24 protein-coding genes are annotated in these 25,964 nt (G+C 72.2%); 14 read left to right on the top strand and 10 right to left on the bottom strand.

All coding sequences use genetic code 11. From position 1 onward, the window contains the following. Positions 1 to 373 precede the first annotated feature (373 nt). From HNR23_RS01700 to HNR23_RS01690, 3 genes are all read right to left on the bottom strand, one after another. Positions 374 to 958 (bottom strand): TetR/AcrR family transcriptional regulator, encoded by a 585-nt coding sequence (locus HNR23_RS01700; protein WP_246421526.1) that lies wholly within the window; start codon positions 956 to 958, stop codon positions 374 to 376. Between the two features lie 139 nt (positions 959 to 1,097). Then, the gene (locus HNR23_RS01695; protein ID WP_184072819.1) at positions 1,098 to 1,790 is read right to left on the bottom strand and encodes a 4'-phosphopantetheinyl transferase superfamily protein; all 693 of its coding nucleotides are present in this window, start codon (positions 1,788 to 1,790) and stop codon (positions 1,098 to 1,100) included. 1 nt (position 1,791) lies between these two features. Continuing rightward, positions 1,792 to 2,643 (bottom strand): metallophosphoesterase, encoded by an 852-nt coding sequence (locus HNR23_RS01690; RefSeq protein WP_184072817.1) that lies wholly within the window; start codon positions 2,641 to 2,643, stop codon positions 1,792 to 1,794. Positions 2,644 to 2,850: 207 nt separating this feature from the next. On the opposite strand from HNR23_RS01690, the gene HNR23_RS01685 reads away from it, so the two are divergent. Continuing rightward, entirely contained in the window at positions 2,851 to 3,339 is a 489-nt protein-coding gene (locus HNR23_RS01685) for an inorganic diphosphatase (RefSeq protein WP_184072815.1), read from the top strand. Between the two features lie 112 nt (positions 3,340 to 3,451). Continuing rightward, entirely contained in the window at positions 3,452 to 4,333 is an 882-nt protein-coding gene (locus HNR23_RS01680; RefSeq protein ID WP_184072813.1) for an SCO6745 family protein, read from the top strand. 82 nt (positions 4,334 to 4,415) lie between these two features. Here the strand turns inward: HNR23_RS01680 and HNR23_RS01675 are convergent, their stop codons facing one another. Together HNR23_RS01675 and HNR23_RS01670 are read right to left on the bottom strand one after the other, a co-directional pair. Further along, positions 4,416 to 5,939 (bottom strand): glycerol-3-phosphate dehydrogenase/oxidase, encoded by a 1,524-nt coding sequence (locus HNR23_RS01675; protein ID WP_184072811.1) that lies wholly within the window; start codon positions 5,937 to 5,939, stop codon positions 4,416 to 4,418. After that, the gene (locus HNR23_RS01670; protein WP_184072809.1) at positions 5,936 to 6,589 is read right to left on the bottom strand and encodes a TetR/AcrR family transcriptional regulator; all 654 of its coding nucleotides are present in this window, start codon (positions 6,587 to 6,589) and stop codon (positions 5,936 to 5,938) included. The genes HNR23_RS01675 and HNR23_RS01670 overlap by 4 nt, the downstream gene beginning before the upstream one ends. 17 nt (positions 6,590 to 6,606) lie before the next feature. On the opposite strand from HNR23_RS01670, the gene HNR23_RS01665 reads away from it, so the two are divergent. From HNR23_RS01665 to HNR23_RS01640, 6 genes are all read left to right on the top strand, one after another. After that, complete coding sequence (locus HNR23_RS01665; protein WP_246421525.1) at positions 6,607 to 8,238, top strand: FAD-binding oxidoreductase; 1,632 nt, start codon at positions 6,607 to 6,609, stop codon at positions 8,236 to 8,238. A gap of 155 nt (positions 8,239 to 8,393) precedes the next feature. Continuing rightward, positions 8,394 to 9,206: a protein phosphatase 2C domain-containing protein gene (locus HNR23_RS01660; RefSeq protein WP_184072807.1), complete on the top strand. Its 813-nt coding sequence runs from the start codon at positions 8,394 to 8,396 to the stop codon at positions 9,204 to 9,206. 38 nt (positions 9,207 to 9,244) lie between these two features. Further along, on the top strand, positions 9,245 to 10,072 hold the full coding sequence (locus tag HNR23_RS01655) for an enoyl-CoA hydratase-related protein (RefSeq protein ID WP_184072805.1): 828 nt from the start codon (positions 9,245 to 9,247) through the stop codon (positions 10,070 to 10,072). Positions 10,073 to 10,346: 274 nt separating this feature from the next. Beyond that, positions 10,347 to 10,916 (top strand): potassium-transporting ATPase subunit KdpC, encoded by a 570-nt coding sequence (kdpC, locus tag HNR23_RS01650; RefSeq protein WP_184072803.1) that lies wholly within the window; start codon positions 10,347 to 10,349, stop codon positions 10,914 to 10,916. A gap of 258 nt (positions 10,917 to 11,174) precedes the next feature. Further along, positions 11,175 to 13,838: a DUF4118 domain-containing protein gene (locus tag HNR23_RS01645; protein WP_184072801.1), complete on the top strand. Its 2,664-nt coding sequence runs from the start codon at positions 11,175 to 11,177 to the stop codon at positions 13,836 to 13,838. Continuing rightward, the gene (locus HNR23_RS01640; RefSeq protein ID WP_221307996.1) at positions 13,838 to 14,515 is read left to right on the top strand and encodes a response regulator; all 678 of its coding nucleotides are present in this window, start codon (positions 13,838 to 13,840) and stop codon (positions 14,513 to 14,515) included. Before HNR23_RS01645 ends, HNR23_RS01640 begins: the two co-directional genes overlap by 1 nt. A gap of 101 nt (positions 14,516 to 14,616) precedes the next feature. Here HNR23_RS01640 and HNR23_RS01635 read toward each other — a convergent pair whose 3' ends face one another. After that, a complete protein-coding gene (locus tag HNR23_RS01635; protein WP_184072796.1) occupies positions 14,617 to 15,732 on the bottom strand; it encodes a glycerophosphodiester phosphodiesterase family protein in 1,116 nt (371 codons plus the stop codon). Between the two features lie 299 nt (positions 15,733 to 16,031). Next, complete coding sequence (locus HNR23_RS01630) at positions 16,032 to 16,952, bottom strand: aminoglycoside phosphotransferase family protein (protein ID WP_184072794.1); 921 nt, start codon at positions 16,950 to 16,952, stop codon at positions 16,032 to 16,034. A gap of 164 nt (positions 16,953 to 17,116) precedes the next feature. On the opposite strand from HNR23_RS01630, the gene HNR23_RS01625 reads away from it, so the two are divergent. Beyond that, the gene (locus HNR23_RS01625) at positions 17,117 to 17,569 is read left to right on the top strand and encodes a DUF6153 family protein (RefSeq protein WP_184072792.1); all 453 of its coding nucleotides are present in this window, start codon (positions 17,117 to 17,119) and stop codon (positions 17,567 to 17,569) included. 116 nt (positions 17,570 to 17,685) lie between these two features. Beyond that, the gene (locus HNR23_RS01620; protein WP_184072790.1) at positions 17,686 to 18,312 is read left to right on the top strand and encodes a DUF305 domain-containing protein; all 627 of its coding nucleotides are present in this window, start codon (positions 17,686 to 17,688) and stop codon (positions 18,310 to 18,312) included. Between the two features lie 120 nt (positions 18,313 to 18,432). On the opposite strand, the gene HNR23_RS01615 is transcribed toward HNR23_RS01620, so the two are convergent. Further along, on the bottom strand, positions 18,433 to 19,113 hold the full coding sequence (locus HNR23_RS01615) for a sirohydrochlorin chelatase (protein ID WP_184072788.1): 681 nt from the start codon (positions 19,111 to 19,113) through the stop codon (positions 18,433 to 18,435). An 898-nt stretch (positions 19,114 to 20,011) separates the two neighbouring features. Here HNR23_RS01615 and HNR23_RS01610 point away from each other — a divergent pair. The 4 genes from HNR23_RS01610 (at position 20,012) to HNR23_RS01595 (ending at position 23,467) form a co-directional block, all read left to right on the top strand. Further along, positions 20,012 to 20,821, top strand: a complete 810-nt coding sequence (locus HNR23_RS01610) for an aminoglycoside adenylyltransferase domain-containing protein (protein WP_184072786.1) — start codon at positions 20,012 to 20,014, stop codon at positions 20,819 to 20,821. Positions 20,822 to 20,877: 56 nt separating this feature from the next. Beyond that, positions 20,878 to 21,432, top strand: coding sequence for a peptide deformylase (locus tag HNR23_RS01605; protein WP_184072784.1), 555 nt, complete (start codon positions 20,878 to 20,880; stop codon positions 21,430 to 21,432). Positions 21,433 to 21,606: 174 nt separating this feature from the next. Next, a complete protein-coding gene (locus HNR23_RS01600) occupies positions 21,607 to 22,605 on the top strand; it encodes a coiled-coil domain-containing protein (RefSeq protein ID WP_184079717.1) in 999 nt (332 codons plus the stop codon). A gap of 556 nt (positions 22,606 to 23,161) precedes the next feature. Beyond that, complete coding sequence (locus tag HNR23_RS01595; RefSeq protein ID WP_184072782.1) at positions 23,162 to 23,467, top strand: WhiB family transcriptional regulator; 306 nt, start codon at positions 23,162 to 23,164, stop codon at positions 23,465 to 23,467. A 227-nt stretch (positions 23,468 to 23,694) separates the two neighbouring features. On the opposite strand, the gene HNR23_RS01590 is transcribed toward HNR23_RS01595, so the two are convergent. Both HNR23_RS01590 and HNR23_RS26235 read right to left on the bottom strand, forming a co-directional pair. After that, complete coding sequence (locus HNR23_RS01590; RefSeq protein WP_184072780.1) at positions 23,695 to 24,528, bottom strand: alpha/beta hydrolase family protein; 834 nt, start codon at positions 24,526 to 24,528, stop codon at positions 23,695 to 23,697. Positions 24,529 to 24,646: 118 nt separating this feature from the next. Next, complete coding sequence (locus tag HNR23_RS26235) at positions 24,647 to 25,864, bottom strand: CPBP family intramembrane glutamic endopeptidase (protein WP_246421524.1); 1,218 nt, start codon at positions 25,862 to 25,864, stop codon at positions 24,647 to 24,649. Positions 25,865 to 25,964: the final 100 nt, after the last annotated feature.

The raw sequence follows: 25,964 nt of genomic DNA, 5'->3' as shown, positions 1-25,964 counted from the left end.
AACGTGCGAAAGTGCGCGCACGGCGCCGGTGCCGACGGCCTACAGGCCGACGTGCGGATTCATTGCGAATCCGCACCGGCACGAGTCTCCCGAGAGCCCCGGACCACGGCGACCGTCACCGTGTCGTCGGCGCGGTTTCCCCCTTGCTGAAACCGCGCTGACGCCGAGCATCCACCGTTCACCCGGTTCCCCTCTCGTCTGAACGGCGGTGCGGACGTCCCCGTCGGACCGGTCGGTACCGGCGAATGCCCACTCGGTGAATGCGCGTGGCCGCGCTGGCCTCCCGACCACCGCGGTCACGCCGTCACATCCCGGAGGTGTCCGGGCGGGCCCCCTGCCCCCGAGCCCGTCTGGACGCCTCCGGTCCCCGAGCTCAGCCCCCGTGCGGAGTCCCGCGCAACGGGCCGATGCCCGTGCCGATGCGGCGCAGCCCGATCGCCAGGTCCCGCCCGCCGGGCGCCGACTCGGGATCGATGAGCCACTGCGCCATCACGCCCATCAGCATCGCCTGCAGCAGGGCGCCGACCTCCGGCGGCGGCATCTCGTCACCCGCGGCGCCCTGGTCGGGGAACCATGAGGCCATGGCGTCGCGCACCGACTGCTGGGACTCGGCGAGAATTCTGCGTACTTCCGGGGCCCGCTCGATCTGCGCCAGCGCCTCGAAATTGGCGATCCACAGAGAACGGTGCTGCTCGAACAGCTCGACGATTCGGCTCCACACCGTTTCGAAGCGGTCCACCGCGCCGGTCGTCGGGTCGAGTTCGACCACCAGCGCCCGTTCCAGCTCCTCATACCACTCCGTGCACGCCTGAATAAGCGCTTCGTTGAGCAAAGCCTCTTTCGACCCGAAGTGATAGCCGATCGACGCCAGATTCGTGTTCGAGGCGGCAACGATGTCCCGCGCGGTTGTGCGGGCGTAACCTTTTTCGTACAGGCAGCGTTTCGCTCCCGCGAGCAAGTCCCCACGATGTCCCATTTGGCTATCGTATCCCGGCGCCTAGACAAACGTCTATTTGAAGTCCAGGGATTCCGCCAACAACTTCGTAACCTGTTCTTCACGACCGCGCGGCGACGCGTTGCCCACTCCCCTTCTCGAATCACGTTCCGTATCGTCCGGGTGCCGTCCCATCGCCGCCCTTGGGCACGGCGATCACAGTGGCGACGATGCCGTTGCCGACGATCCAGCGGCCTTCGAACCCGTCCAATCGGCGGCCGTCGGCGACCGGCCCCTCCACGAGCAGGCGCGCCGAGAAGGTCCGCCGTTCGGGGTCGATGGCGATATCGGCCTCCTCGAACCCCAGCCACCTGCGGGTCAGCGGAAACCACGCCTTGTACACGGACTCCTTGGCGCTGAACAGGAGACGGTCCCAACAGACGTCCGGGTCGCCGACCGCGAGGTTCTTCAGCCGGACACGCTCCTCCGGCAGGGCAATGCTCTCCAGGACCCCGTCGGGCAGGGCATCATGAGGTTCGGCGTCGATGCCGACCGTCGCCACGTCGGACGCACGGGCCACCGCGGCGGCCCGGTACCCGGCGCAGTGGGTCATGCTGCCGACCGCCCCCCGCGGCCAGCCGGGGGCACCGCGCTCCCCCGGCAACAGCGGGGCGGCCGGAAAGCCGAGGGAGGCGAGCGCGTCGCGCGCGCAGGCGCGCACCGTGGTGAACTCCCGGCGGCGCTTGTCCACGGCGCGGGCCAGCAGCGCCTCCTCCTCGGGGAAGAGCGCGGCGTCGTCCCGGTCCTCGAACGCCTCGACCGCGGCGACGCCGACGGGCAGCAGTTCCTCGATCACCTCAGCCGTCCTCCTCCGGCAGGATGCGGCGCAGTCCACCGTGGCCGCCGCGCGGCTTCCACTCCCGCGGGTAGCCGATGGAGACCTCCTCGAAGCGCACCCCGTCGTAGACGGTGGTGCGGGGGATGTGCAGGTGCCCGTAGACCGCGACCCGGGCACGGAAGCGCACGTGCCAGTCGGCGGTGCGGTCGGTGCCGCACCACTGTGCGAACTCGGGGTAGCGCAGGATGCGGGTGGGTTCGCGGACCAGCGGCCAGTGGTTGACCAGGATCGTCGGCAGCTCCGGGTCGACGGCGGCCAGGCGGCGCTCGGTCGCCTCGACCCGCGCCGCGCACCACGCCGCGCGGGTCGGGAAGGGGTCGGGGTGCAGCATCATCTCATCGGTGCACACCACGCCGGTGTCGTACGCCTTGGCCAGGCTCTCCTCGGGGGTGGAGGTGCCAGGGGCGAGGAAGCTGTAGTCGTAGAGCACGAACAGCGGCGCGATCACCACGGGGCCTCCCGCGCCCTCCCAGACCGGGTACGGGTCCTCCGGGGTGACCACGCCGATGCTGCGGCAGACCTCCACCAGGTGGCGGTAGCGGTGCTCGCCGCGCAGGCGGACGGTGTCGTCGCGGTGCGTCCACAGCTCGTGGTTCCCCGGCACCCAGATGACCTTGGCGAACCGCTCGCCGAGCGTCGCCAGTCCCCATTCGATGTCGGCGCTGAGCTCCCCCACGTCGCCCGCGACGATCAGCCAGTCCTCCGGCGTCCGCGGACGCAGCTCCTCCAGGGCCTTGCGGTTCTCCGGGTGGGCCACGTGCAGGTCGCTGACCGCGAGCAGGTTTCCGGGGTGCACACGCGCAGAATTCACCCGACCCAGCCTACGGAAGGGGTTCGCGCAGCGTCACCCCTATCTCCCATTGACCCGGCCCGGAAAAGCACCCGGAACGCCCGGAACGCCCTTCCCGTCACTGTCGGCCACCGCCGCCCCATGAGCCTCTTCCGCCAGAGTGGGTACACCCGTCCACGCGCGGCCGCGAACCCGCCGCCGCGAGGCAACCGCGAGGGACGAGTCGTCATGGAATTCCACCTGGTCGTAGAGATCCCGCAGGGATCGCGGAACAAGTACGAAATGGACCACAGGCTCGGCCGGATCCGGCTGGACCGGACGCTCTTCACCGCGACGCAGTACCCCGCCGACTACGGCTACATCCCCGGAACACTCGCCGAGGACGGCGATCCGCTGGACGCGATGGTGCCGCTGGAGCAGCCGTCGTTCCCCGGGTGCGCGGTTCTGGTCCGCCCGGTGGCGGTGTTCTGGATGCAGGACGAGGGCGGCCCGGACGCCAAGGTCCTGTGCATGCCGGCCAGGGACCCGCGCGTGGAGCACATCCGCGACCTGCGGCACATCCCCGAGCACCAGCTCGACGAGATCACCCACTTCTTCGAGATCTACAAGCTCCTGGAGCCGGGCAAGAGCTCGGAGGTCCGCGGCTGGCAGGACCGTGCCGCCGCGGAGGCGACCGTCCTCGACGCCCAGCGGCGGGCCGCGCGGCAGAAGGCCTGAGCGCCGACCGTTCGCCCGGGGCCGCTCCCGGGAGGCCGAACCCGGCTCGGTACCGTGTTGCGCGACGGCCGGCCGCGCCGGCCGACCGGCCACCGCGCGGAACGGAGCACGTATGTCTGCGTCGACCCCACCCGCCACCCCCGACCTCGCCCGCGCCGCCTGGGCTGCGGTCGAGCCGATCCACGCATCCGTCTACTTCGCACCCGAGACGGCCCCCGCCTTCCAGAGCATCGGCCTGGAGTCGCTGCCCTGGACGTACTTCCCCTCGCGCGCGGCCCCGCTGGGCCCGGTCGGGGCGGAAACGGTGGCCGCCACCTTCTACAACTTCAACCCCGAGCTGATCCGCACCGTCATCCCCGAGGCGTGGTCGGTGGCCGCGCCGCAGGCGGTGCTGGGCACCCGGCTGGCGATCGCGGACAAGGTCCTGCGCCGCATCCTGGGCAAGGAGAGGCTGGATTCGCCGGAGCTGCGGGAGGCGGCCGACCTCGCCCGCACCGCGGCGGAGGCGGCCGCGCGGCATCCGCACGCCCGCCCGCTGTTCGCGGGACACGCCGGGCTCCCCTGGCCGGAGGAACCGCACCTGGTCCTGTGGCACGCCGCCACGCTGATCCGCGAGTTCCGCGGCGACGGCCACATCGCGCTGCTGCTGGAGGCCGACCTGGGGCCGGTGGAGGCCCTGGCCAGCCAGGCCGCGACCGGCGCCTACTCCGCCGAGGTCCTGCGGTGGGGCCGCGGGTGGAGCGAGGAGGACTGGAACGCCGCCGTGACCCGACTGGCCGACCGCGGCCTCGTCACGGTCGAGGAGGCGGGCGACCCCACCGTCACCGAGGAGGGCCGGCGCCTCCGCGACGACCTGGAGGCGCGCACCGACGCCCTGTCTCTGCCCGCGTTCGCCCCCCTCGGCGCCGACGGGTGTCGGCGCCTGCGCGAACTGGCCGCCCCCATCTCGGCGGACATCCGCGCCAAGGGCACCCTGCCCCCCGTCAGGAAGTGACACCCGCCCCTGGGTTCTCTCGCCGGTCGGCGACGGGGCTCAGGGGCCCGCGGACGGCTGAGGAGGCGCGGCTGTGGGGGCCTCAGCCCGCCGCCAGTGCCTCCTCGGCCGCCGCGACGGCCTTGGCGCGGTCCTCGGGGACCAGGCCGATGCGGGTGCGGCGGTCCAGGAGGTCGGAGACGTCCAGGGCGCCCTCGTGGCGGACCGCGAAACGCAGTTCGGCGGGGGTGACCCCGTTGGCGACCGGAGCCAGTAGCGCCGGGTCGCCGACCGCCTCCTCGATCACCGCCGCGGCCTCGGTGCCGTAGCGGGCGACCAGGCGCCGCTCCGCCGGCACCGCGTCCAGGGTGTTGCGGTCCGCCGCGCCGACCAGCGGGAGCTCCCGCGTCCTGCAGCGGCCCGCCGCCAGGCGGGAGGTGCGCACGGCCATGTCGACGGCGTCCTGCGCCATGCTGCGGTAGGTGGTGAGCTTCCCGCCGACGACGCTGATGACACCGTTGTCCGCGACCAGGACGGCGTGCCTGCGGGACAGGTCGGCGCTGGAGCGGTCGCCCGCGTCGAGCAGCGGGCGCAGGCCCGCATAGGCCCCGATGACGTCGGAGCGCCGCAGCGGGCGCGTGGTGATGCCGTTGACGACGCCGAGCAGGAACGCGATGTCGGACTCGGGTACTTCGGGAACCTCCGGAAGGGGGCCGTCCACCGGCTCGTCGGTGAGCCCGACGAAGACCCGCCCGTCGCGCTGCGGCAGGACGAGCACGAAGCGGTTGAAGCTGCCCGGGATCGGGACGGTGACGGCGGTGCGCGGGTGGCCCAGCGCCTCGGCGGGAAGCACCAGGTGGGTGCCGCGGCTGGGGCGCAATCGCAGCCCCGGGACGAGTTCCCCCGCGTACACCCCGGTCGCGTTGACCACGGCGCGGGCGCGCACCTCCAGCCGTTCACCGGTGCGGGTGTCGCGCAGCACCACCCCGTCGCCGTGCGCCTGCTCGGCCGCGCAGCGGGTGATGACCCGGGCGCCGAGCCCGGCCGCCGTGCGGGCCAGCGCGACGACCAGGCGGGCGTCGTCGGTGAGCTGCCCGTCGAAGGACAGAATGCCGCCGCGCAGTCCGGTGTCGCGGATGCCCGGAAGCAGCCGCGCGGTCTGGGCCCGGTTCAGGCGGCGGGAGCGCGGCAGTGTGCCGCGATCGGTCCCGGCCGCGACCCGCAGCAGGTCGCCCATTGCGACGCCGGTGCGGGTGACGGTGGCGTGGGCGGTGTCGACGGTCTCGTGCAGCGGCACCACCATGGGCATGGTCCGCACCAGGTGCGGCGCGGTGACCCGCATGAGCACGTCGCGCTCCCGCGCGCTCTCGTAGGCGACGCCGACCTGGGCCTTGGCCAGATAGCGCAGCCCGCCGTGGACCAGTTTGGAGCTCCACCGGCTGGTGCCGAAAGCGAGGTCGTGCCGGTCGACCAGCACGACGCCGAGCCCGCGCGCGGCGGCGTCCAGGGCGACACCGGCGCCGGTCACCCCGGCGCCGATGACCACCACGTCCACCGCGGGGTCCGCGGCGAGTCCGTCCAGTTCGCGGGCGCGTCGGGCCGCGTTGAGGGATGTCGGTCGGGTCATCGGTGCAGCACCTCGCCCTGGGTGTCGTCGGTGGCGGTGTCCGCCGCGGGAGGGGTGGCCGCGCCCTTCGGGGGGCGCGGGGCCAGGTAGCCGTCGAGCAGCGAGCTCAGCTCGCCGACCAGCTGCTCTTCGGTCATGACGTCGGCGGTCAGGCGGCGCGAGGTCGCGGTGTTCTGGACCGCCAGCAGGACCATGCGGGCCATCGACTCCGGGTGGCCGCCGCGGATCGAGCCGTCGTGCTGCCCGGCCTCGATCTCGGGCCGGAGCATGGCGAGCGCCGCCTCCTGACCGGCCCCGAGGCGCTGGAAGGTGTAGGTGGCCATCAGCTCCGGCTCGTTGTCGACGATCCGGGTGAACAGGGGGTGGGAGAGCAGCGAGCGGAGTACACCCGCCGCCTGGAGGACGAGGTGGTCGCGGCCGGCCAGCTCGCCCTGGTCGGACTTGTTCGCCAGCAGGAGCGCGCACAGCTCGCGGGTGAGCAGGTCGGCGACGAGGGAGGTGACGTCGGGCCAGCGGCGGTAGACGGTGGGGCGGCTCACGCCGGCGCGGCGGGCGACGTCGGTGAGCGTCGTGCGACGGATCCCGAACGCCTCGACGCAGGCGCGGGCCGCGTCGAGAACGTCGTCCTGAACGTTACGTCTTGACGTCATGTGTAAAACTGTACGGCATGAGCACGAACCGCGCCGTGGACATGTCCTGGTTCGCCTGGGGTGACCCCGCCCGGGCCACAGAGCTGTCGGACTCCCTCCGCGACCTCATCGCCCGGACACTCGGGGCCGAACTGCGCGACCTGCCGCCCGTCGACGAGTCGGATGTGCGCCTGCCCGCCGTGGCCCTGGACGCCGCCGCCTTCGCGGCGCTCACCGACGTCGTCGGAGCCGACAACGTGCACACCGACTCCGCGGCTCGGCTCCGCCACTGCGGCGGCAAGAGCACACCCGACCTGCTGCGCCGACGCGCGGGGGAGGCCGGAACCGCGCCCGACGCCGTCGTGCTGCCCGCCGACCACGACCAGGTGGAGGCCGTCCTGCGCCTCTGCGCCGAGCACCGTGTGGCCGTGGTGCCGTTCGGCGGCGGGACCAGCGTCGTCGGCGGTGTCGACGCGCTGCGCGGCGCGTTCCCCGCCGTCATCTCACTCGACCTGCGCCGCCTGGACCGGCTCGTGTCCGTCGACGCCGACTCGATGACCGCGACACTCCAGGCCGGCCTGCGCACGCCCGAGGCCGAGCAGCTGCTGTCCGCACACGGCTTCACGCTGGGTCACCTGCCGCAGAGCTACGAGTTCGCCACCATCGGCGGGTACGCGGCCACGCGCTCCAGTGGGCAGGCTTCGGCCGGGTACGGGCGGTTCGACGACATGGTGGTGGCCCTGAAGGCCGCCACCCCGCGCGGCACCCTCGACCTGGGCCGCGCCCCGGCCTCGGCGGCCGGACCGGATCTGCGCCAATTGCTGGTCGGTTCGGAGGGGGCGTTCGGCGTCATCACCGAGGTGACGCTGCGGGTCCGCCCGCTCCCCGAGGTCCAGCACGACGAGGCGTGGTCCTTCCCCGACTACGCGACAGGCGCCGCCGCGCTGCGGCGGCTGGCCCAGTCGGCCTCCCGACCCACGACCGCGCGACTGTCGGACGAGACCGAGACGTTCGTCAACGCCGCCCTCTCCGGCAAGTCCGCGGCGCCCGGCTGCCTGGCGGTCGTGGGCTTCGACGGCACCGACGAGGAAGAGGTGGCGGCCCGGCGCGCCGCCGTGACCACGACCCTGACCGAAGCCGGCGGGACCCCCCTGGGCACCGAACCGGTCGCCGAGTGGCGCCACTCCCGCTTCCACGGCCCCTATCTGCGCGACACCCTGCTGTCGGCGGGTGTGCTCAGCGAGACCCTGGAGACCGCCACGACCTGGTCGGGCCTGCTGCCGCTGTACGAAGCGGTCGGCGCGGCCCTGAAGGAGGCGCTGGAGGGGCCGGAGGGCGGTGCGGTGATCATGTGCCACATCTCGCACACCTACCCGGCCGGCGCTTCGCTGTACTTCACCGTCGTGACGGCCGCGGGCGCCGACCCGCTGTCCCGGTGGGCCGCCGCCAAACGCGCCGCGAGTGACGCCATCGCCGAGCACGGCGGCACCATCAGCCACCACCACGCGGTCGGCACCGACCACCGGCCGTGGATGACGGCCGAGATCGGGCCGCTGGGCGCGGACATCCTGCGCGCGGTCAAGTCCGCCGTCGACCCGGTCGGTGTCCTGAACCCGGGCAAGCTGATCCCGGACCCGCCCCACAAGGGCACGCCGAGGGCGGGCGCCTGACCGGCGTCCCGCCCTCCCCCATCCACCCGGCCGCCCCCGCCAAGCCCCTCTCCCTCTCCCCTCTCCTGGCGGTGGCGGCCGGGGTCGACTTCCCCCGCTCCTCCGCCGATCTCGGCGGAGGAGCGGGGGTGCTTCCGTGTCCTAGGCTGGCTCGCGTGCGGATCGAGTATGTGAGTCGGCAGGGCCAGGGCCTGGTCAACGAGGACCGGGTGGCCTCGGGGGTGGACTGGGCGTTCGTCCTCGACGGGGCGACGGCGCCGGCCGGGGTCGACAGCGGGTGCCGGCACGGCGTCGCGTGGCTGGTCGACCGGTTGGCGGCGGGGCTCGCCGCGGAGTTGGGCGCCGCGTGCCGCGCCTCCCTCACCGATGTGCTCGCCGGGGCGATCGAGCGGACGCGGGCCGCCCACGGCGGCGCCTGCGACCTGGACAACCCCGACAGCCCGTCGAGCACGGTCGCGCTCGTGCGGCGCGCCGACCGCGAGGTACCGGCCGGAGACCGCCTGGAGTACCTGGTACTGGCCGACTCGACGGTCCTGTTCGAGCTCGACGGCGGCCGCGTGACCGCCGTGACCGACGACCGACTCGACCACCTCCCCGGTGGACGCCCCTATTCGCGTGAGCTGGTCCGCGCCCACCGCAATGCTCCCGGCGGGTTCTGGGTCGCCGCCACTCGCGTCGAAGCGGCGCACGAGGCCCGCACGGGGACGGTCGCCGCCGAGGGCGGCCGCTTCGCACTCCTGACCGACGGCTGCTCGCGGCTGGTCGAGTACTACGGGCACTCCTGGGAGCAGGTCTGGCTGCACCTGCACAGGAAGGGGGCCGAGTCCCTGGTCTCCCGGGTGCGCGCCGAGGAGCGCCGCCGAGGGGTGCCGCGCGGCAAGCTCCACGACGACGCCACCGCCCTGGTGGGCGCGTTCGGCGCCCCCGTCGACCCCCCGAGTGACGGGCGTCACGCTACTGATCGGTAGGATCGCTCCCGCCGCGTACCGCGTGACGAGGAGGCGAGATGGCCGCAACGAACGGAACGGCCGAAACCCCGGAGTGGGCCCGTGATCCGGAGACCCAGGTGCTGCGGGAGGAGCGCGACGGCGTCCTGTTGCTCACGCTGAACCGCCCGGCAAAGCTCAACGCCTGGAACCCGGTCATGGAGAAGCGCCTGTTCGACCTGATGGCGGCGGCCGACGACGACCCGGCCGTGCGCGTCATCGTGGTCACCGGCGCGGGGCGCGGGTTCTGCGCGGGGGCGGACATGGACGCGCTGGCCTCCGTCGAGTCCGACACCTTCGAGCACGGGGCGCGCCCACTGTCGTTTCCCTCGACGCTGCGCAAACCGGTGATCGCGGCGATCAACGGGCCGGTGGCCGGGGTCGGCCTGGTGGTGGCGCTCTTCGCGGACCTCCGGTTCGCCGCGGAGGACGCCAAGTTCACCACGGCGTTCAGCCGACTGGGGTTGATCGCCGAGTACGGCATCGCCTGGCAGCTGCCCCGGCTCGTCGGCACGAGCCGCGCGCTGGACCTCCTGCTGTCCGCGCGCGTGGTGCCGGGCGCGGAGGCCGAGCGGATGGGCCTGGTGGACCGGGCGCTGCCGGCCGCGCAGGTACTGGACGCCGCCCTGGAGTATGCCCGCACGCTCTCGGCCACCTGTTCCCCCGCGTCGATGGCCGCGATCAAGGGCCAGGTCCACCGGGCACTGGAGGCGAGCCTGGACGCGGCGACGGCCGAGGCCGACGCCCTCATGCCGCCGGTGTTCGGCACGCCGGACTTCGCCGAAGGGATCGCGAGCTACCGCCAGAAGCGGCCACCGCGGTTCAGCGGGCTGCCACCGCGCTCCTGAACCGGAACGACACCGACCGCACGCCGCCGACGAGGGGCCTGGACCGCCTGCGGCGCCGACGTTCCAGGCCCCTCGACACACGTACGCCCAAGGTCCCATCACCCGGCCACGCCACCTATTAAAGGGCCGTCAAAGTCACCCCCACCCCCGTCAGGGCCGCGTCAAGGCGCCCGTTTCCAACCGGAATGCCCACTTCAATCACTTCTGGCCCTACCGGTGGTGGTCTGAGCGAAAGGCGCTCCCCCCGGCCCGGGTGGAAGGGGGATCGACGTCCATGCTCGACGTCGCGTACGTCTGCCTGACCCTCGCATGCTTCGCGGTCGTCGGGCTCATCTACCCCCTGGCCATGACCGGCGTCGCCCAGCTGCTCTTCCCCGACCGGGCCAACGGGTCGCTGATCCGGAACGACGATGGAGAGGTCGTCGGCTCCGCGCTCCTCGGGCAGAACTTCGACGGCGACGAGTGGTTCCACTCACGGCCGTCGGCCGCCGGGGAGGAGGGCTACGACGGGGGCTCCAGCTCCGCGTCCAACCTCGGCCCCAACAGCGCCGAGCTGCTGGAGCAGATCGAGGAGCGCAAGGCCGAGGTCGCCGCCACGGAGGGCGTCGACGAGGCCGAGATCCCCGCCGACGCGGTCACCGCCAGCGGCAGCGGGCTCGACCCGCACATCTCGCCCGAGTACGCCGAACTCCAGACGCCCCGTGTCGCCGCGGCCCGCGGGATGTCCGTCGAGGAGGTCGAACACCTCGTCGCCGAGCACACCGTCGGTCGTTCCCTCGGCTTCATCGGCGCGCCCGGCGTGAACGTGACCGAACTCAACCGGGCGTTGGAGGCGTCCATGTGACGAGCACCGTGTCACGGTCTGCTCAGAGGCCCATCCACCACCCACGCCCACCCGAACGTGATCGAGCCAACGGAGGCGCCGATGCCGAACGGCCGCATGCCCCAACGCACCGGCGCCGCAGTGAGTGAGGAACGTGAGCGTGGAAGGCCGACGCGACACGGACCGCAGGCCGGTCCGGGGCACTCCGTTCCCCGCCCCCTGACCGGCCTTTTGCACAGAAAAGTCGGAAGACCCGATGAAAAGCCGCACAATGGATACGTGGCACGTGGAAAACTGCGCATCTATCTCGGCGCCGCGCCCGGGGTCGGCAAGACCTACGCCGCCCTGAGCGAGGCGCGCCGCCGTGCCGAGCGCGGCACCGACATCGTCATCGGCTTCGTCGAGACGCACGGCCGGGACAGGACCGCCGCCCTGCTCGACGGCCTGGAAGTGCTGCCCCGGACGACGCTCACCCACCGCGGGGCCGCCTTCGAGGAGCTCGACCTCGACGCGGTGCTCGCCCGCGCCCCGAAAGTCGCGGTCGTCGACGAGCTGGCGCACACCAACGTCCCCGGCACGCGCAACCCCAAGCGCTGGCAGGACATCGACGAACTGCTCGACGCCGGCATCGACGTCATCTCCACGGTCAACATCCAGCACCTGGAGTCGCTGAACGACGTCGTCCAGCAGATCACCGGGGTGCGGCAGCGGGAGACCATCCCCGACGAGATCGCGCGCCGCGCCGACCAGATCGAGCTGTGCGACATGTCGCCGCACTCGCTGCGCCGCCGCATGTCCCACGGCAACATCTACCCGGCGGAGAAGGTCGACGCCGCCCTGTCCAGCTACTTCCGCGAGGGCAACCTGACCGCCCTGCGCGAGCTGGCGCTGCTGTGGGTCGCCGACCGCGTCGACGAGGGCCTGGCCCGCTACCGGGGCGAGCACAACATCAGGCAGACCTGGGAGGCCCGCGAACGCATCGTGGTCGCCCTGACGGGCGGCCCCGAGGGCGAGACGCTGATCCGCCGCGCCGCCCGGATCGCCGCGCGGTCGCGCGGCGGCCAGCCGCAGCCCAGCCACCTCATGGCGGTCCACGTGGTCGCCGGTGACGGCCTCACCCAGATCCGGCCCGAGGCGCTGGCCCGCCAGAAGCAGATGCTCGCCGAGCTCGGCGGCACCTACCACCAGGTGATCGGCGACGACATCCCCACCGCGCTGCTGGAGTTCGCCCGCGGCGCCAACGCCACCCAGATCGTGCTCGGGTCGTCGCGGCGCCGCGCCTGGCAGTACATGCTCGGCCCCGGCGTCGGCCAGACGGTCGCCAGCGAATCCGGCGACATCGACGTGCACATCGTCACCCACGAGGAGGTGGGCCGGGGGCGGGGGCTGCTACCGCCGCTGGCCGGGAGCCTGGGGCGGATGCGGCTGTTGTGGGGGTGGGTGACCGGCCTGCTCGGCCCGGTGGTGCTGGCCGCGGTGCTGCACCTGCCGTTCCTCGCCGACGTCGGCCTGACCACCGACATCCTGCTGTTCCTCTGCCTCACCGTCGCCGCCGCGATGATCGGCGGCATGTGGCCGGCACTGGCCGCCGCATTGTGGGGCAGCTTCCTGCTCAACGTGCTGTTCACTCCGCCGCTGTACCGCCTGACGATCACCGAACCCGACAACATCATCGCGCTGGTCATCTTCGTCGTGGTCGGCACCCTCGTCGCGGTCGTGGTCGACCTGGCCAAGCGGCGGTCCCTCCAGGCCGCGCGCGCCCGCGCCGAAGCCAGCACTCTGAGCCTGCTGGCCGGGAGCGTCCTAGGCGGACAGGAGCCGCTGCCCGCGCTGCTGGGGCGGATCCGCGAGACCTTCGGACAGCAGTCGGCGGCCCTGCTGGAGCAGGGGGACGGCAACCGGTGGAAACGCGTGGAGTCGGTGGGCGACGCGCCGTGCACGTCGCCGGACGACGCCGACGCGCTGGTGTCGGTCAGCGACTCCCTCGCCCTGGCCCTGCGCGGGCACATGCTGCCCGCCGCCGACCGACGGGTCCTGGGCGCCTTCGCCACCCATATCGGGATCGCGCTGGAGCGGCAGCGGCTGGTGGGCGACGCCGCCGAAGCCCGGCGCCAGGCCGCCGGGAACAGGATCCGCACCGCGCTGCTCGCCGCCGTCTCCCACGACCTGCGCACCCCCCTGACCTCGATCAAGGCCAGCGTGTCCAGCCTGCGCTCGGACGAGTTCGAGCTGGATGAGGCCGACCGCGCCGAGCTGCTGGAGAACATCGAGGAGTCCACCGACCGGCTCAACGGCCTGGTCGGCAACCTGCTGGACATGAGCCGCCTGCAGACCGACAACGTCCGACCCAAGATGCGGACCGTGGGCCTGGAGGAGGTCGTCCCCGCGGCGCTGCTCGGCCTGCCCGCCGAGAGCGTGTGCGTGGACGTGCCCGACCACCTGCCCCGCGTGCGCGTCGACTCCGGCCTGCTGGAGCGGGCCGTCGCCAACGTCGTGCAGAACGCGGTGCGCTACAACCCCGACGGCGCGGCCCCGGTCCGGGTGTCGGCCAGCTCCCTGCGCGGCACGGTGGAGCTACGGGTCACCGACCACGGTCCAGGGGTGCCGGACGAGGCCAAGGAGCGCATCTTCGAGGCGTTCCAGCGCCTCGGCGACGCGCCCCGCGGCACCGGAATCGGCCTCGGGCTCGCAGTGGCCCGGGGGTTCACCGAGGCCGTGGACGGCACCCTGGTCGCCGAGGACACCCCCGGCGGCGGCCTCACCATGGTCCTGACCCTGGCCGGCGCCCCGCCGGAGGCGTCGGGTGGCACCACCGGGACGGGGAACACCCTGCTTGAGGAGCCGACCGCGGATCCGGCCGCCGACTCCGCCCCGGCACCACCGGCAGCACCCGTGCGGGGCGACACCGACAGGAACCGAGTCACGGAAACCGAGGACGCGTGATGCGAATTCTCGTCGTCGATGACGACGCGCAGATCATCCGGGCCATGCGGATCAACCTGCGGGCGCGGGGATACGACGTGGAGACGGCCGGTGACGGAGCGTCGGCCCTGCGGATCGCGGCCAAGCACCCGCCGGACGTCGTCCTGCTCGACCTCGGCCTGCCCGACATGGAGGGCGGAGAGGTCATCGAGGGGTTGCGCGGCTGGACATCGGTCCCGATCATCGTGCTCTCGGCGCGCCACTCGGCCAGTGAGAAGGTGCGCTCGCTCGACCAGGGCGCCGACGACTACGTCACCAAGCCGTTCGGCATGGACGAGCTGCTCGCCCGCATCCGCGCCGCCCAGCGCCGCTCGGTGCCCGTCGAGGAGGCCCCGGTGGTGGCCACCCCGACGTTCACCGTGGACCTCGGGGCCAAGCGGGTGACGCGCGACGGCAAGGAGGTGCGTCTCACCCCGACCGAGTGGCACATCCTGGAGATCCTCGCCCGCAACGCCGGCCGCCTGGTCAGCCAGCGCCAGCTCCTGCACGACGTGTGGGGTCCGGCCTACCAGAGCGAAACCAATTACCTGCGGGTCTACCTGGCCCAGCTCCGCCGCAAACTGGAGAAGGACCCCGCCCACCCCCGCCACCTGATCACCGAGGCCGGGATGGGCTACCGCTTCGAGAAGGACGGCTGACCCACCGGTTCCTCCGTCGGTCTCGGGGATATCGACGTGATACTCGCCGGTACGAGGTCGATATCCCCGAGACCGACGGAGGGGAGGGGTGGGGTGGGGGGCTAGCGCTGCTCCTTCAGGAAATGCATGCGGGCCTTGTAGAGGTGGTCGGGGTTGTCGGTGAAGACGCCGTCCACACCGGTGCGCAGTACCTCGATGTAGTAGCCGCGGTGGTCGCCGTGGGCGGAGGGATCGTCGCCCTTGCGGTAGCCGGCGGGGAGGAACGCGTTCTCGCTGCGCAGCGTCCAGGGGGTGACCAGCAGGCCGCGGTCGTGGGCGTCGGACACCAGCGGGGTCGGTTCGCCGGGCAGGCCGTCGTCGCCGATCGGCAGCACCCAGCGCAGGTCGGGGCCGATGGCGTCGGCGTAGGTGGCGATCTCGTCCAGGGCCTCGGGGGTGGTGAGGTGCTGCTGGCGGCTTCCGATCAGCTGGATCAGGGTGACCTCCACCCGCTCGCCGAGCTCGCGGACGCTGTCCGGTTCGAAGGACTGGACGGCGACGGGGGCGTCGGGGTGGTTGAGTCCGCGCTCGTCCAGCACCTCGGCGAGCAGGGCCTCGGCGTCCAGGCCGATGGAGTCGAAGTAGGCGCCGTGCTTGATCTCCGGCATGACCATGATGTCGCGACCGGTGCGCCGCGCCGCGTCGTCGCGCAGGTCGAGGACCTCCTCGAAGGTGGCGACCTCGTACTTGCCGTCGTGGCGGGCGCTGCGCGGGCGGATGTCGGGGAGGCGTTCGACGGCGCGCAGCCGCTTGACCTCGGTGAGCGTGAAGTCCTCGGAGAACCAGCCGGTGACCTGGCGGCCGTCGATGGTCTTGGTGGTGCGGCGGTCGGCGAACTCCGCGCGGTCGGCGACGTCGGTGGAGTCGCTGAGCTCGTTCTCGTGCCGCGCGATGAGGTGGCCGTCGGAGGTGGGGACGAGGTCGGGTTCCAGGACGTCGGCGCGCTGCCGCACGGCCAGCTCGTAGGCGGGCAGGGTGTGCTCGGGCCGGTAGGCGGAGGCGCCGCGGTGCGCGATCACCCAGGGGACGTCGACGATCGGGGCCACCTGGGCCTCCTGTCTCGCCTGGGGAGGTTCGGCGGGGGCCGCGGCCGCCGGGGCGACGCCGGCCAGCAGGCCCAGTGCGATCACGGGGGCGGTCAGGGCGATCCGGCTCGGGGCCGGGGTGCTGCGCGGCATGGGGCTCCTTCGGTCGTCGCGGTGGGGCGGTGCCCTGGGGCGGGGCGCCCCCGGTGGTCGGCGCCCGCGTCCCGGCCGTACAGGCTGCCGGTCGTGCGCGTCACGCCGATACACCGGGACTGAACGACAACCCACGCGCCGGGGAAATGTCCATGCGGCGTCCGGTTGTGGACGGGATCGTGACACTGGTGCGACGCGTGTGATATGCGGCGGCCCGCCGCCCGGAGCGGGCGGCGGGCCGTGGACCGATGCCGGCGGACCCCCGGGCGGAGCCGGGGGCGGGTGGGGCCCCGGGGCTGTCAGCAGGAGCACAGGTCGAGGAGCATGCGGAACTCGTCGGTGTCCGAGCGGCCCCGGTTGGCCAGGGCCGTCGCGAAGATCGGGGCGCAGGCGCGGCACCAGGCCAGTAGGCGGTCGGCAGGGACGCCGATGGCCGGGGCGAGCACGCCGATCCGGCCTTCGACCTCTTCCAGGGTGGAGGCCTTCCACAGCGGCCAGTCGATGGCGTCGGCCGCGGCGTCGCCGACGCAGGCGCGGGGATCGACGGCGACGAGCCCGCGCTCGGGACCGCCGTCGAGGACGTTGCCCGGGTGCAGGTCGCCGTGGAGGGGAACGACGTCCTCCTCGCCGTGGGCGAGCGCCCGCGCACGGGCGTGGCCGTGGTGGAGGAGGGCGGCGGAGACGACGTCGGCGGCGGCGCCCTCCTGGCGGTAGCGCTCCCACAGGTCGAAGATGAAGTTGATCCGGGTGATCAGGGGGTGCAACTCGCCCAGCTCGTTGCGGGGGACGTCGACCGAGTGAAGGTCGCGGATGAGTGCGCCGACGGTCTCCATCGGCGGCACCTCCCCGCTGAGGGCGACGGTGCGGCCGGTGCCGATGGCCTCCAGCAGCAGAGCGCCGCGTTCGGCGTCGACCTCCCACACGGCGGGTACCCGCCCGCTGGGCTCCCAGAGCCGCAGGAGCCGGGCCTCGGTGGCGGCGAGCCCGGGGTCCGGGGAGATCTTGAGGATTCCCGCGCTGCCGTCGATGCGGCGGCAGTGCAGGACGACGGAGGTGCGGCCGTGCGGCGCCGGCCCCAGCACCGTGAGCTTCCATTCGGCCGCGAGGTGGTCGACGAGGGCGGGGAGGCCGGCCAGCCAGTCGTCGCACCCGGCGCCGAATCTGCGCAGCAGCCGCTCGCGCTGCTTGCCGTCGACCAACTGCGCTGTGACGTCACTCATGCGTCCACCTTACGAATCGGCCCCGCGCGGAAACCAGGGGTGATGTCGTCTCTCCGTCCCCTTCGGGAGAATCCCGGACCCGGTCTGGACCGGCAGGGGCATCACAGGGTTCCCTACCCCCGTGCCTGGCGGTCATATACCCGCTTCGGTATTACCATGGCGCCATGATGACAGCGGGGGAGCGTAGCGCCGCCTGTTCGGCGTGGGCGCGCCTGCTGCTGCTCACCTTCGTCCTGCTGGGTGTCGGGGCCATGCACACGCTCGGCCACATCGAGCCGGGCTCCCCCGCCGAAGCCGCGCCTCACGCGCCGGCCGCAGCGGACCACCCGGCCCCGTCGGCCCAGTCGGCCCACCCCGACCACGCGTCGGCCGCGTCAGCGCCGGTCACCGGTGCTTCCGGCACGGACCACGGTGTTTCGGTCCACATGGATCCCACCACGATGTGCTTGGCGGTCGCGGGCCTGGTCCTCTCGGTGCCCTGGGTGGCCGCCGGAGCGTTCACCCGATGGCCGCCCCTGGTCGCCCACCCGGCGGGGCAGCTGTCGCGCCTCGACGCGAACGTCGTTCCACCCGCCTCTCCGCCGTCCCTCTCGGCGCTCCAGGTGCTGCGGATCTAGATGCCCCAGGGGTGGAGTGCGCCCACGGCGCGCCACCCGGTATCGGACCGCCCACCTGTACATCGCGCACGCGACCGAATTCGCCGTGCGCGCTCAGCACCGATGAGAGGACACCTATGTTCACACGCAACCGCACCTTCCTGCTGCTGCCCGCGGCACTCGCCGGAACCCTGTTCCTCGCGGCCTGCGGCGGCGACGGCGAGGACGCCGCCCCGACCACTGAGCAGACCACCCCGTCGGCCGAGTTCAACGACACCGACGTCGAGTTCGCGCGGATGATGATCCCGCACCACGAGCAGGCCATCGAGATGTCGGACCTGGCGGAGAAGAACGACGCCGGGGAGCAGGTCCAGGAACTCGCCGACAGGATCTCCGCGGCCCAGGGACCGGAGATCGAGCAGCTGCGGAACATGCTGGAGGCGTGGGGTGAGGAGCCCGCCGCCGATGACGCCGACCACGGCGGGCACGGCATGATGACCGGCGGGCAGATGGCCGACCTGGAGAAGGCCACGGGCGATGAGTTCGACCGCCTGTTCCTGGAACTGATGATCGAGCACCACGAGGGCGCGGTCCACATGGCCCAGGAGGAGATCGACGACGGGGTCAACCCCGAGGCGACCCGGATGGCCGAGGACATCGTCGACGCCCAGGAGGGCGAGATCGCCGAGATGAAGGAGATGCTCGGCGACTCCGGCACGGACGGCGACGCCGCAGGCGACGGCGACGAGCACGGCGGCCACTGATCCCGCACCCGGGGCCGGTCCGCCCGGACCGGCCCCGGGTCCCCGTGCCATACGGGAGCGGGTCCCCCTCACCCCAAGGGGGACCCGCTCCCGCACATCACCGGACCGCCGCCCTGACCTTCAGGCCGCCAGTCTCGCCTTGGCCGCGCGGTGCTGGGCCAGCAGCGTGTCCACGACCAGCGACGACGGCCAGAGCGGGGCCGTGAGGGAGACCCCGTCGAGGCAGCGCAGGCGGTCGTAGTCGGCGCCCTCGACCAGGCGCCAGGTGGCGATCGAGACCCGGTCGTGCCCGTTGCGGCGCAGCCGCTGCACGGCATCGGGCACCGAGGGCGCCCACCCGTTGGTGTAGCCGACCTGCACCGGGGCGGCGAGGCGGCGGCTGAGCATCCGCGCCACGTCGGCCACCTCGCTGCGCTCCTCCTGGGCGCTGCCGCCGTCGGCGGCCAGCACGACACCGTCGCTCCGGGTCCAGCCGGCCCTGAGCAGCCGGTGGGCGAGGTCGGCGACGATCGAGGGCACCGCGCCCAGCGGCGCGGTCGGGCAGGCGTCGACGCGGTCGTCCAGGTTCAGCTCGGCGAACATCTCAGCGCTGGCGTGGTCGCCGCCGGCGAGGAAGGCGGGGACGACGACGATCGGGCCGTCGACGGCCCTTACGGCCTCGCTCACCTCCGGCCCGGACCCGAATGCCGGGACCACCGGTGCCTCGCCGCGGTCGGCGACCGCTTCGGCGAGGTCGCACAGAGCATCCCTGCGATGTGTGTCACGCGAATCATCTGCTACGAGAACCATCGTTGGGACCATATCCGTCTCCTTGTGAGTCACCGATTCCGCCGGTCCGCTACCCCCGACCATAGGATCCAGCGGTTTCTCACGAATGACCTCTTGTTACGCACGTGAAAACTGCAGTTCGACCAGCTGGGGGACACCCGGCAAAGGGAAGGGAAAGATCCTCCCAAGAGGGGTCGGCGCGCGCGTCCCTATCGCGACTCGCAGGGTGACGTACCACACTGGCCAGGCCTGACACTCACGTGGAACCAGAGGTCTCCGACACCCCGTCAGTCCACCAGGGATGGATTTCCACTCCGATCGCCGCCCATTCTTCGACAACATCGTGATCCCCGGGCACAACGGCCTCGACCATCGAAATATCCGGCAATCACACGAATCTCGACCTCTCTACAGAGCCGCGGTCGTACTTGAAAGCACAACTGGATCTCAGCATCCCTGGGAAACCAGCAATACCCGCTTCCGACACGAATTAACGTGACACAGGTCCCTCCCGAAAGGCGGCGCGAAAATGCGCGTGCATATGCGCTCGCGTCTCGATCTTCCCGGACGGAACGGACGCGGTCGCAAACGACCCTTTAGCACCCCCGAGCGACCCCCGTCAATGGAGCCAGAACCCCACTTCATCCCACATGACCACCTCCCTGACGTGGGGAGACAGGATGCCGATCACGGCCGCTCACTTGCCATCGCCTGCTCCACCTCTCAGACTTATGGCCTGAGGAGCGGTGTTTGGCTCTCCTCCAGCGGACACCGGACGGTGCCCTCCCCCAGGCACATCTCCCGCGGGGCCGGACACCGCTGCACTGGGATGCCACCGGGTGCCGTGGCCGACCGGTGCACGCACGGCGGGGTCGGCAGCGGCCGGCCGGCGCGATCCGCGAGCCCCGAGCGCAATCAGACTGGAGACCGAATGGCGATCCACCCACGCGTGCAGGACCTCGTGCAGGCATTCCTCCACAACGTGGACAGCGAGGCACCCGGCCTCGTCGAAGGGCTCTACCTGACCGGATCGGTCGCCCTGGACGACTTCCGCCCGCACTCCAGCGACGTCGACTTCGTCGCCGTGACCGCCCGTCCCCTCACCGACGCCGACCTCGACGCGCTCCGCCGCGCGCATGCGCGTACCCGCTCCCAGGTCCGCCGCCCCCAGTTCAACGGCATCCACGTCACCTGGGACGACCTCACCGAGGACCCGATGTCGTGCGGCCCCGTCGCCTCCGTTCTCGGCGGAAGGTTCAAGGAGAAGGACACCGCCGAGATCAACCCCGTCACCTGGCATGTGCTGGCCGAACGCGGCGTCACCGCGCGCGGCCCGGTCCCGGTCGAGCTGGCCGTGTGGGACTCCCCCGCCAGCCTGCGCGACTGGTCCCTGGGAAACCTCGACGAGCAGTGGCGCCGCTGGCGGGCCAAGGCCGGGCGCCTGGTCAGCCCCCGCGGCCTGGCCGTGCTCGGGTCGCTGGCCCCCTCCTGGAGCGTGCTGAGCGTCAGCCGCCTGCACTTCACCCTGGCCACCGGGGAGATCACCTCCAAATCCGGCGCCGGAGCGTACGCCTTGCACGCCTTCCCCGACCGGTGGGACCGCATCGTCAACGAGTGCCTGCGCATCCGCCGCGGCAGCAGGCTCCCCTCCCTGTACGCCAACGCCCTGGCACGGCGCCGGGCGGCACTCGACTACATCGAGATGGTGCTCGACGACGCACTCGCCCCGCGGCTCGCCTGAACACCCTGTGGATACCCCCGCCCCCTTCCGCCCGGTGCGCGGCTAATGTGTCACCCATGAGCAAGCGCCCCATCGTCTACTTCGGCGACCCGGTCCTCGTGACGGCGACGGCCCCCATCACCACGTTCGACCGACACACCGATGCGCTCGTGCGCGACCTGCTCGACACCGTCGACGCCCCCGGGCACGCGGGCGTGGCCGCGACGCAGATCGGCGTCGGGCTCCGGGCCTTCGGTTACAACGTCGAGGGCCGGATCGGCTATGTGCTCAACCCCGAGATCGCGGAGCTGTCGGAGGAGTCGCAGGACGGCCACGAGGGCTGCCTGTCGGTCCCGGGCCTGTGGTACCCGACGAAGCGGGCGATGCATGCGGTGGTCACCGGAGTCGACAAGCGCAATGATCCGGTCACCGTGCGCGGTTCCGGTCTCATGGCGCGGTGCCTGCAGCATGAGACGGATCACCTCGACGGGATGCTCTACCTCGACCGCCTGGAGCGCGACACCCGGCGCGCGGCGATGCGGGAAGTCCGGCAGTCGGCGTGGTTCCTGCGCGACACGCCCACCGAACCCACGCCACCGAAGCTGCCCAGCGCTTTCGGAGGATTGTCCTGATCATCCCGGACTCGCCCACTAATCCTCTACCATCACTAGGCAGATAACAGCGGAGTCTCGTATCGTCTGCTGAAGCACCCCGTGGCCCACGGGCACCTGCCCGCCCCCGAACCGCCCATGTCTCACCCCCGGGCGGGGCCACAGGTCCGTCTACGGAGTGACCCCTTGACATCAATGCACACCCCCTCGGTACGTCCTGTGCGCCACCGTGCGCGCCTGCTGGCCACCGCCGCCGCGGCGGCCCTCGCCCTGCTCGCCCCCGCGGCCGCCGACGCCGAGCCCGAGGACGAGGAACTCAGCCTTGAGGAGCTCAACGAGCGGGCCGACGAGCTGGAGGACGAGTACGCGGGCGACCTCATCCAGTACACGGACGCCAAGGAGGCCGCCGAGGAGGCGGAGAAGGCCCTGAAGAAGGCCGAGAAGGACCTCGGCCGGGCCCGGGACGACGTCTCGGGCATCGCGGCGGCCCAGTACAAGGGCTCCGGTGTCGACCCGGTCATGGAGGTCGTGCTCAGCCGCGAACCCGAAGGCATGCTGGATGACGCCGCCCTGGTCAGCCAGCTCGCCCAGACGCACGCCGGGCGCCTGCAGGACCTCACCTCGCTCAAGGAGAAGCGCGAGAAGGCCTCGGCCAAGGCCGACAAGAAGCTCGAAGAGGCCAAGCAGGTCATCGACGAGCTGGAGGAGCAGCGCGACGAGATCAAGAAGCGGATCGAGAAGTACGAGAAGGAGAAGGTCCCCGCGCCGCCCTCCGACGACAGCGCCGGCTCCGGCGGCGGGGGTAACGGCACGGTCCCGGCCAGCGCCCGCGGCTGGGGCTTCGACGGCGCCACCCCGCGCATGGCCGCGATCCGCGACGAGATCATCGGCAGGTTCGGCGCCCCCTACCCGGTGGGCTGCCTGCGCAGCAGCAGCGACGACCACGGCACGGGGCAGGCCTGCGACTTCATGATGAGCGCCAACGGCGGCTACCCGTCCTCCGCCAACCAGCAGCTCGGCCAGCAGATCGCCGAATACGCCCGCGCCAACGCCGGCCGCCTGGGCGTCAAGTACGTGATCTGGGAGCAGAAGATCTGGGACTCCCGTAACCCGGGCGCCGGCTGGAAGCCCATGAACGACCGGGGCAGCATCACCGAGAACCACTACGACCACGTGCACGTCTCGTCGTTCTGACGGCGACGCGTCCGCGTGCGCGGAGGAGAACCGGGGCCTGCCCGGGTTTTCCCACACGTGTCAGCACGGGCCGGGGCGAAAACCCCGGCCCGTGCTGTCCTTTGGGGATGGTGCGCCCCGGGTGGCCGCGTAGCGGCCTGGGCGGATCATGGTTGTCTCCTGACCGCATTCAGCAGCGGCAGGTGATCGACGTCCTGCTCCCCCTCCGCCTCACCCTGTGTCACATGCCAGACCAGCCCACCCGGACATACGTGTAAGTACGTGACGCTCCGCGCAGTCCTCATGACTCATCCCGCGGATCGCAATGGCCCACCTGGGCTATATCAGAAATGGGCCTAATGGGGCCTGTCGGTCCCGCTCGCCGATCCGTAGTTTCGACCCCAGCGGTGAGGAGGGACACAGTAGGCCGAAATGAGCGGCCCGTGGAGTACCGGCCCCCTGTCCGGACTCCGCGAGTGGCACCGTCCGCCGAACTCTCTCCCTCCCCCGATGCCGACGACCGCGCCCGTCGGCGGAACCGACAAGACTCACATGCTGATCTTGGGAGTGGGGCAACATGTGGAATAGGGATTGGGCTGGCAGGGGACTGTGCCGGGAGACGGACCCCGACGCCATGTTCGTCCAGGGAGCGGCCCAGAACCGGGCCAAGCTCATCTGCCGGGGCTGCCCGGTACGCACCGAATGCCTGGCCGACGCGTTGGACAACCGTGTCGAGTTCGGGGTCTGGGGGGGCATGACCGAGCGCGAGCGCCGGGCACTGCTGCGTCGGCGCCCCGACGTCGACTCCTGGCAGAACCTCCTCTCCAACGCGCGCAGCGCCTACGAGCAGAACTCCGACGTGGAGCGCCAGCTCCTCGCCTGACCGCGCCCAGCCGTAGCACGGTTGCGCTGTGGAGGCCGTCCCCGGGAGTGGTGGGGACGGCCTCGCCTTCTATGAGCGTCCGCGCCGCCCAGCAGTTCAGATGCTACTCACACGTTCGAACGGGCCGCATGGTTTCTCGAATACGCGGCCACACTCGGTCACGTGGCCGTCATCCCACGGGTCCGCCCTGTGCCCTCCGCCCGGGGTGCGCGGGGCCCAGACCCGCCTCACTCGGGGCCTGTCAGCCGTTCCCGCTCGCGCACCACGGCCTGATTGGCGGCGAGCCACTGGGAAATGCGCTCGGCGCGACGCGGGGTGACGCCCCGCTCGGCGTGGTTCATGCCCGGTTCGATCCACAGCTCCTTGGGGTGGTGGGCGGCGTCGTGGATGCGGTGGGCGTGGTCGACGGGAAAGTAGCCGTCCCGGTCGCCATGGACCACCAGGAGCGGGGCCGGTGCCACCAGCGGGGCGAGTTCGACGGGGTCTTGCGGCCGGGGGTTCCACTCCCGGTCGGTCACCCGGACCTGGCGGGCCACGCGTAGGAACCAGCGGCCCACGGGCTGCTCCACCCCGAAGTGCAGCAGCCGCATCCGGCGGGAGCCCCGGTAGTACCACTGGCTGGGTCCACTTACCGCGACGACGGCCGACACCCCGCCGAACAGCGCCGCATGCCGGATGACGACGGCGGCGCCCATGGAGAAGCCGACGGTGGCGACGGCGGTGTACCCGAGGCCCCGCAGGTGCTCCACGACCGCCTGTACGTCGTTGACCTCGTCGTTGCCGACCGTGCTCGCACCGGTGGACGCGCGGTGGCCGCGGAAGTCGAAGGTCATGACGTCACCCACCGGCAGCAGGCGGGAGGCGATCATCTTGGTGTGCGGACTGCGCCACGTGCCGGTGAACCCGTTGGCGAGGACGACCGCGGTACCGCGCGCCGCCCCCGTCCCGGAACGGATCAGAACGGAGTCGAGGTGGACCCCGTCGGTGGTGCTCAGCCGACGACGCTCGGGGGCGGGCCTGGGGGTGGAGTGCAGGGCGTCGGACACCCCACCATCCTGCATGATCGCGCTCCTCATGGACACGGAAGGACGCACGTGTCCCCCGGGTAGAGGAGGCACCACCGGCGGGGCGGCGGCCGTGCCGGGGGGCTCCGGCGTGCGCGTCCCCCTCCCGGCGGGGTCACATGGGTGGTGCGCCGCGCCTTCGGCGCCCACCGCCGCTGCGGCCGCCCGTGGCACGGGGAGCGCCGTCCCGCGGGTCGCGCCGACCCCCGCCGCGGCCGGCGGCCCGTGCGTGTCCGCGGTCGCCGCCCCTGCGACCGCCCCCGCGGCGCCCCTTGCGGGCACCGCGATCGGCGGGTCGTCCGCCGTGGTCGCCACCGCCTCCCCCTGATCCGCGGGAGATCAGCAGGGAGCGCACGTCCAGGGCGATGTGCAGCAGGATCGGGATGATGAGGCTGCCCGTGCCCAGGTAGACGACGGTGAACAGGACCCCGACCAGGCCGGGGCCGACCAGCCCCCACCATCCCTGGTACAGGTGGGCGATCGCGAAGAGCACGCAGGACAGGATCGCCGCCGCCCACAGCGGCAGTCCGAAGCTCACGCCGAGGGCGATGAACAGGCCGCGGTAGAGCAGCTCCTCACCGATGCCCGCGGTGATGGCCAGGGCTGCGGCGAGCCGCCGCTCGGCGGGCGTGCGCGGCGCCAGGGCCTCGTTGACCTCGGCACCGGGGGCCGGCGCCGGGGGCAGCCGGGGTCCGCCGTCCGGGTGCGTCTCGGGGCGGCCCCCGGAGTGGTGCCCGGGAACCTCGCCGGGCGCGAAGGCCGCGGTCGCACCGATGTCGTAGGACGGCCCACCGTGCTGGGGCCCCGGCCCGTGGCCGTACTGCGGCCCGGTCCCGTACCCGTGGGCGGGCGGCACCCCGGGGCCGGACGGGTACCCACCGCCGTGGGGTGCTTCGTAGGAAGGGCCGTGGGAAGGGTCGTAGGCGGAATCGCCGGGGTACTCGGCCTCGAACTCGTCGTCGGCATCGGCCGCGCGGCCGCCCGCCGCGCCCTTCCCCTTCTTCCGGCCCTTGTCCTTCTTTCCGGCCCGGTCACGGGTGAGCAGCCAGAAGATGCCGCCGCCGACCCCGAAGCCGACGAGGGCGGCCAGGAACGGGGCCCACTTGTCGGGCGCGCGCAGCCCCAGGTCGTCGAGTCCCAGACCGGGCGAGGTCACCAGGATCGCGACGATGGCGGCGATCCACAGCCACTGGATGGCGATGGTCAGCCCGTAGTACTTGACCAGTGCGGAGGCGTCGGTCTCGCGTCGGCGGCGCAGCCACGCGTAGGCGATACGGCCCAGGATCGGCTCGCCGACGGCGGCGTAGGCCATCAGCGCGATCCCGAGGATCATCGCGATGAGACTGAATTGGGGAATGCTCTCGGACCACGGCACGGGCACAGCCTAGGAGATTGGGACAGCATTCACGGCCATTCCGGCCACGCAGGCACGG

It is taken from the genome of Nocardiopsis mwathae (assembly GCF_014201195.1).
GTDB classification, from domain to species: Bacteria; Actinomycetota; Actinomycetes; order Streptosporangiales; family Streptosporangiaceae; genus Nocardiopsis_C; species Nocardiopsis_C mwathae.
The sequence above is the reverse complement of the archived record's forward strand: the minus strand, read 5'-3'. Positions and strand labels throughout refer to the sequence as shown.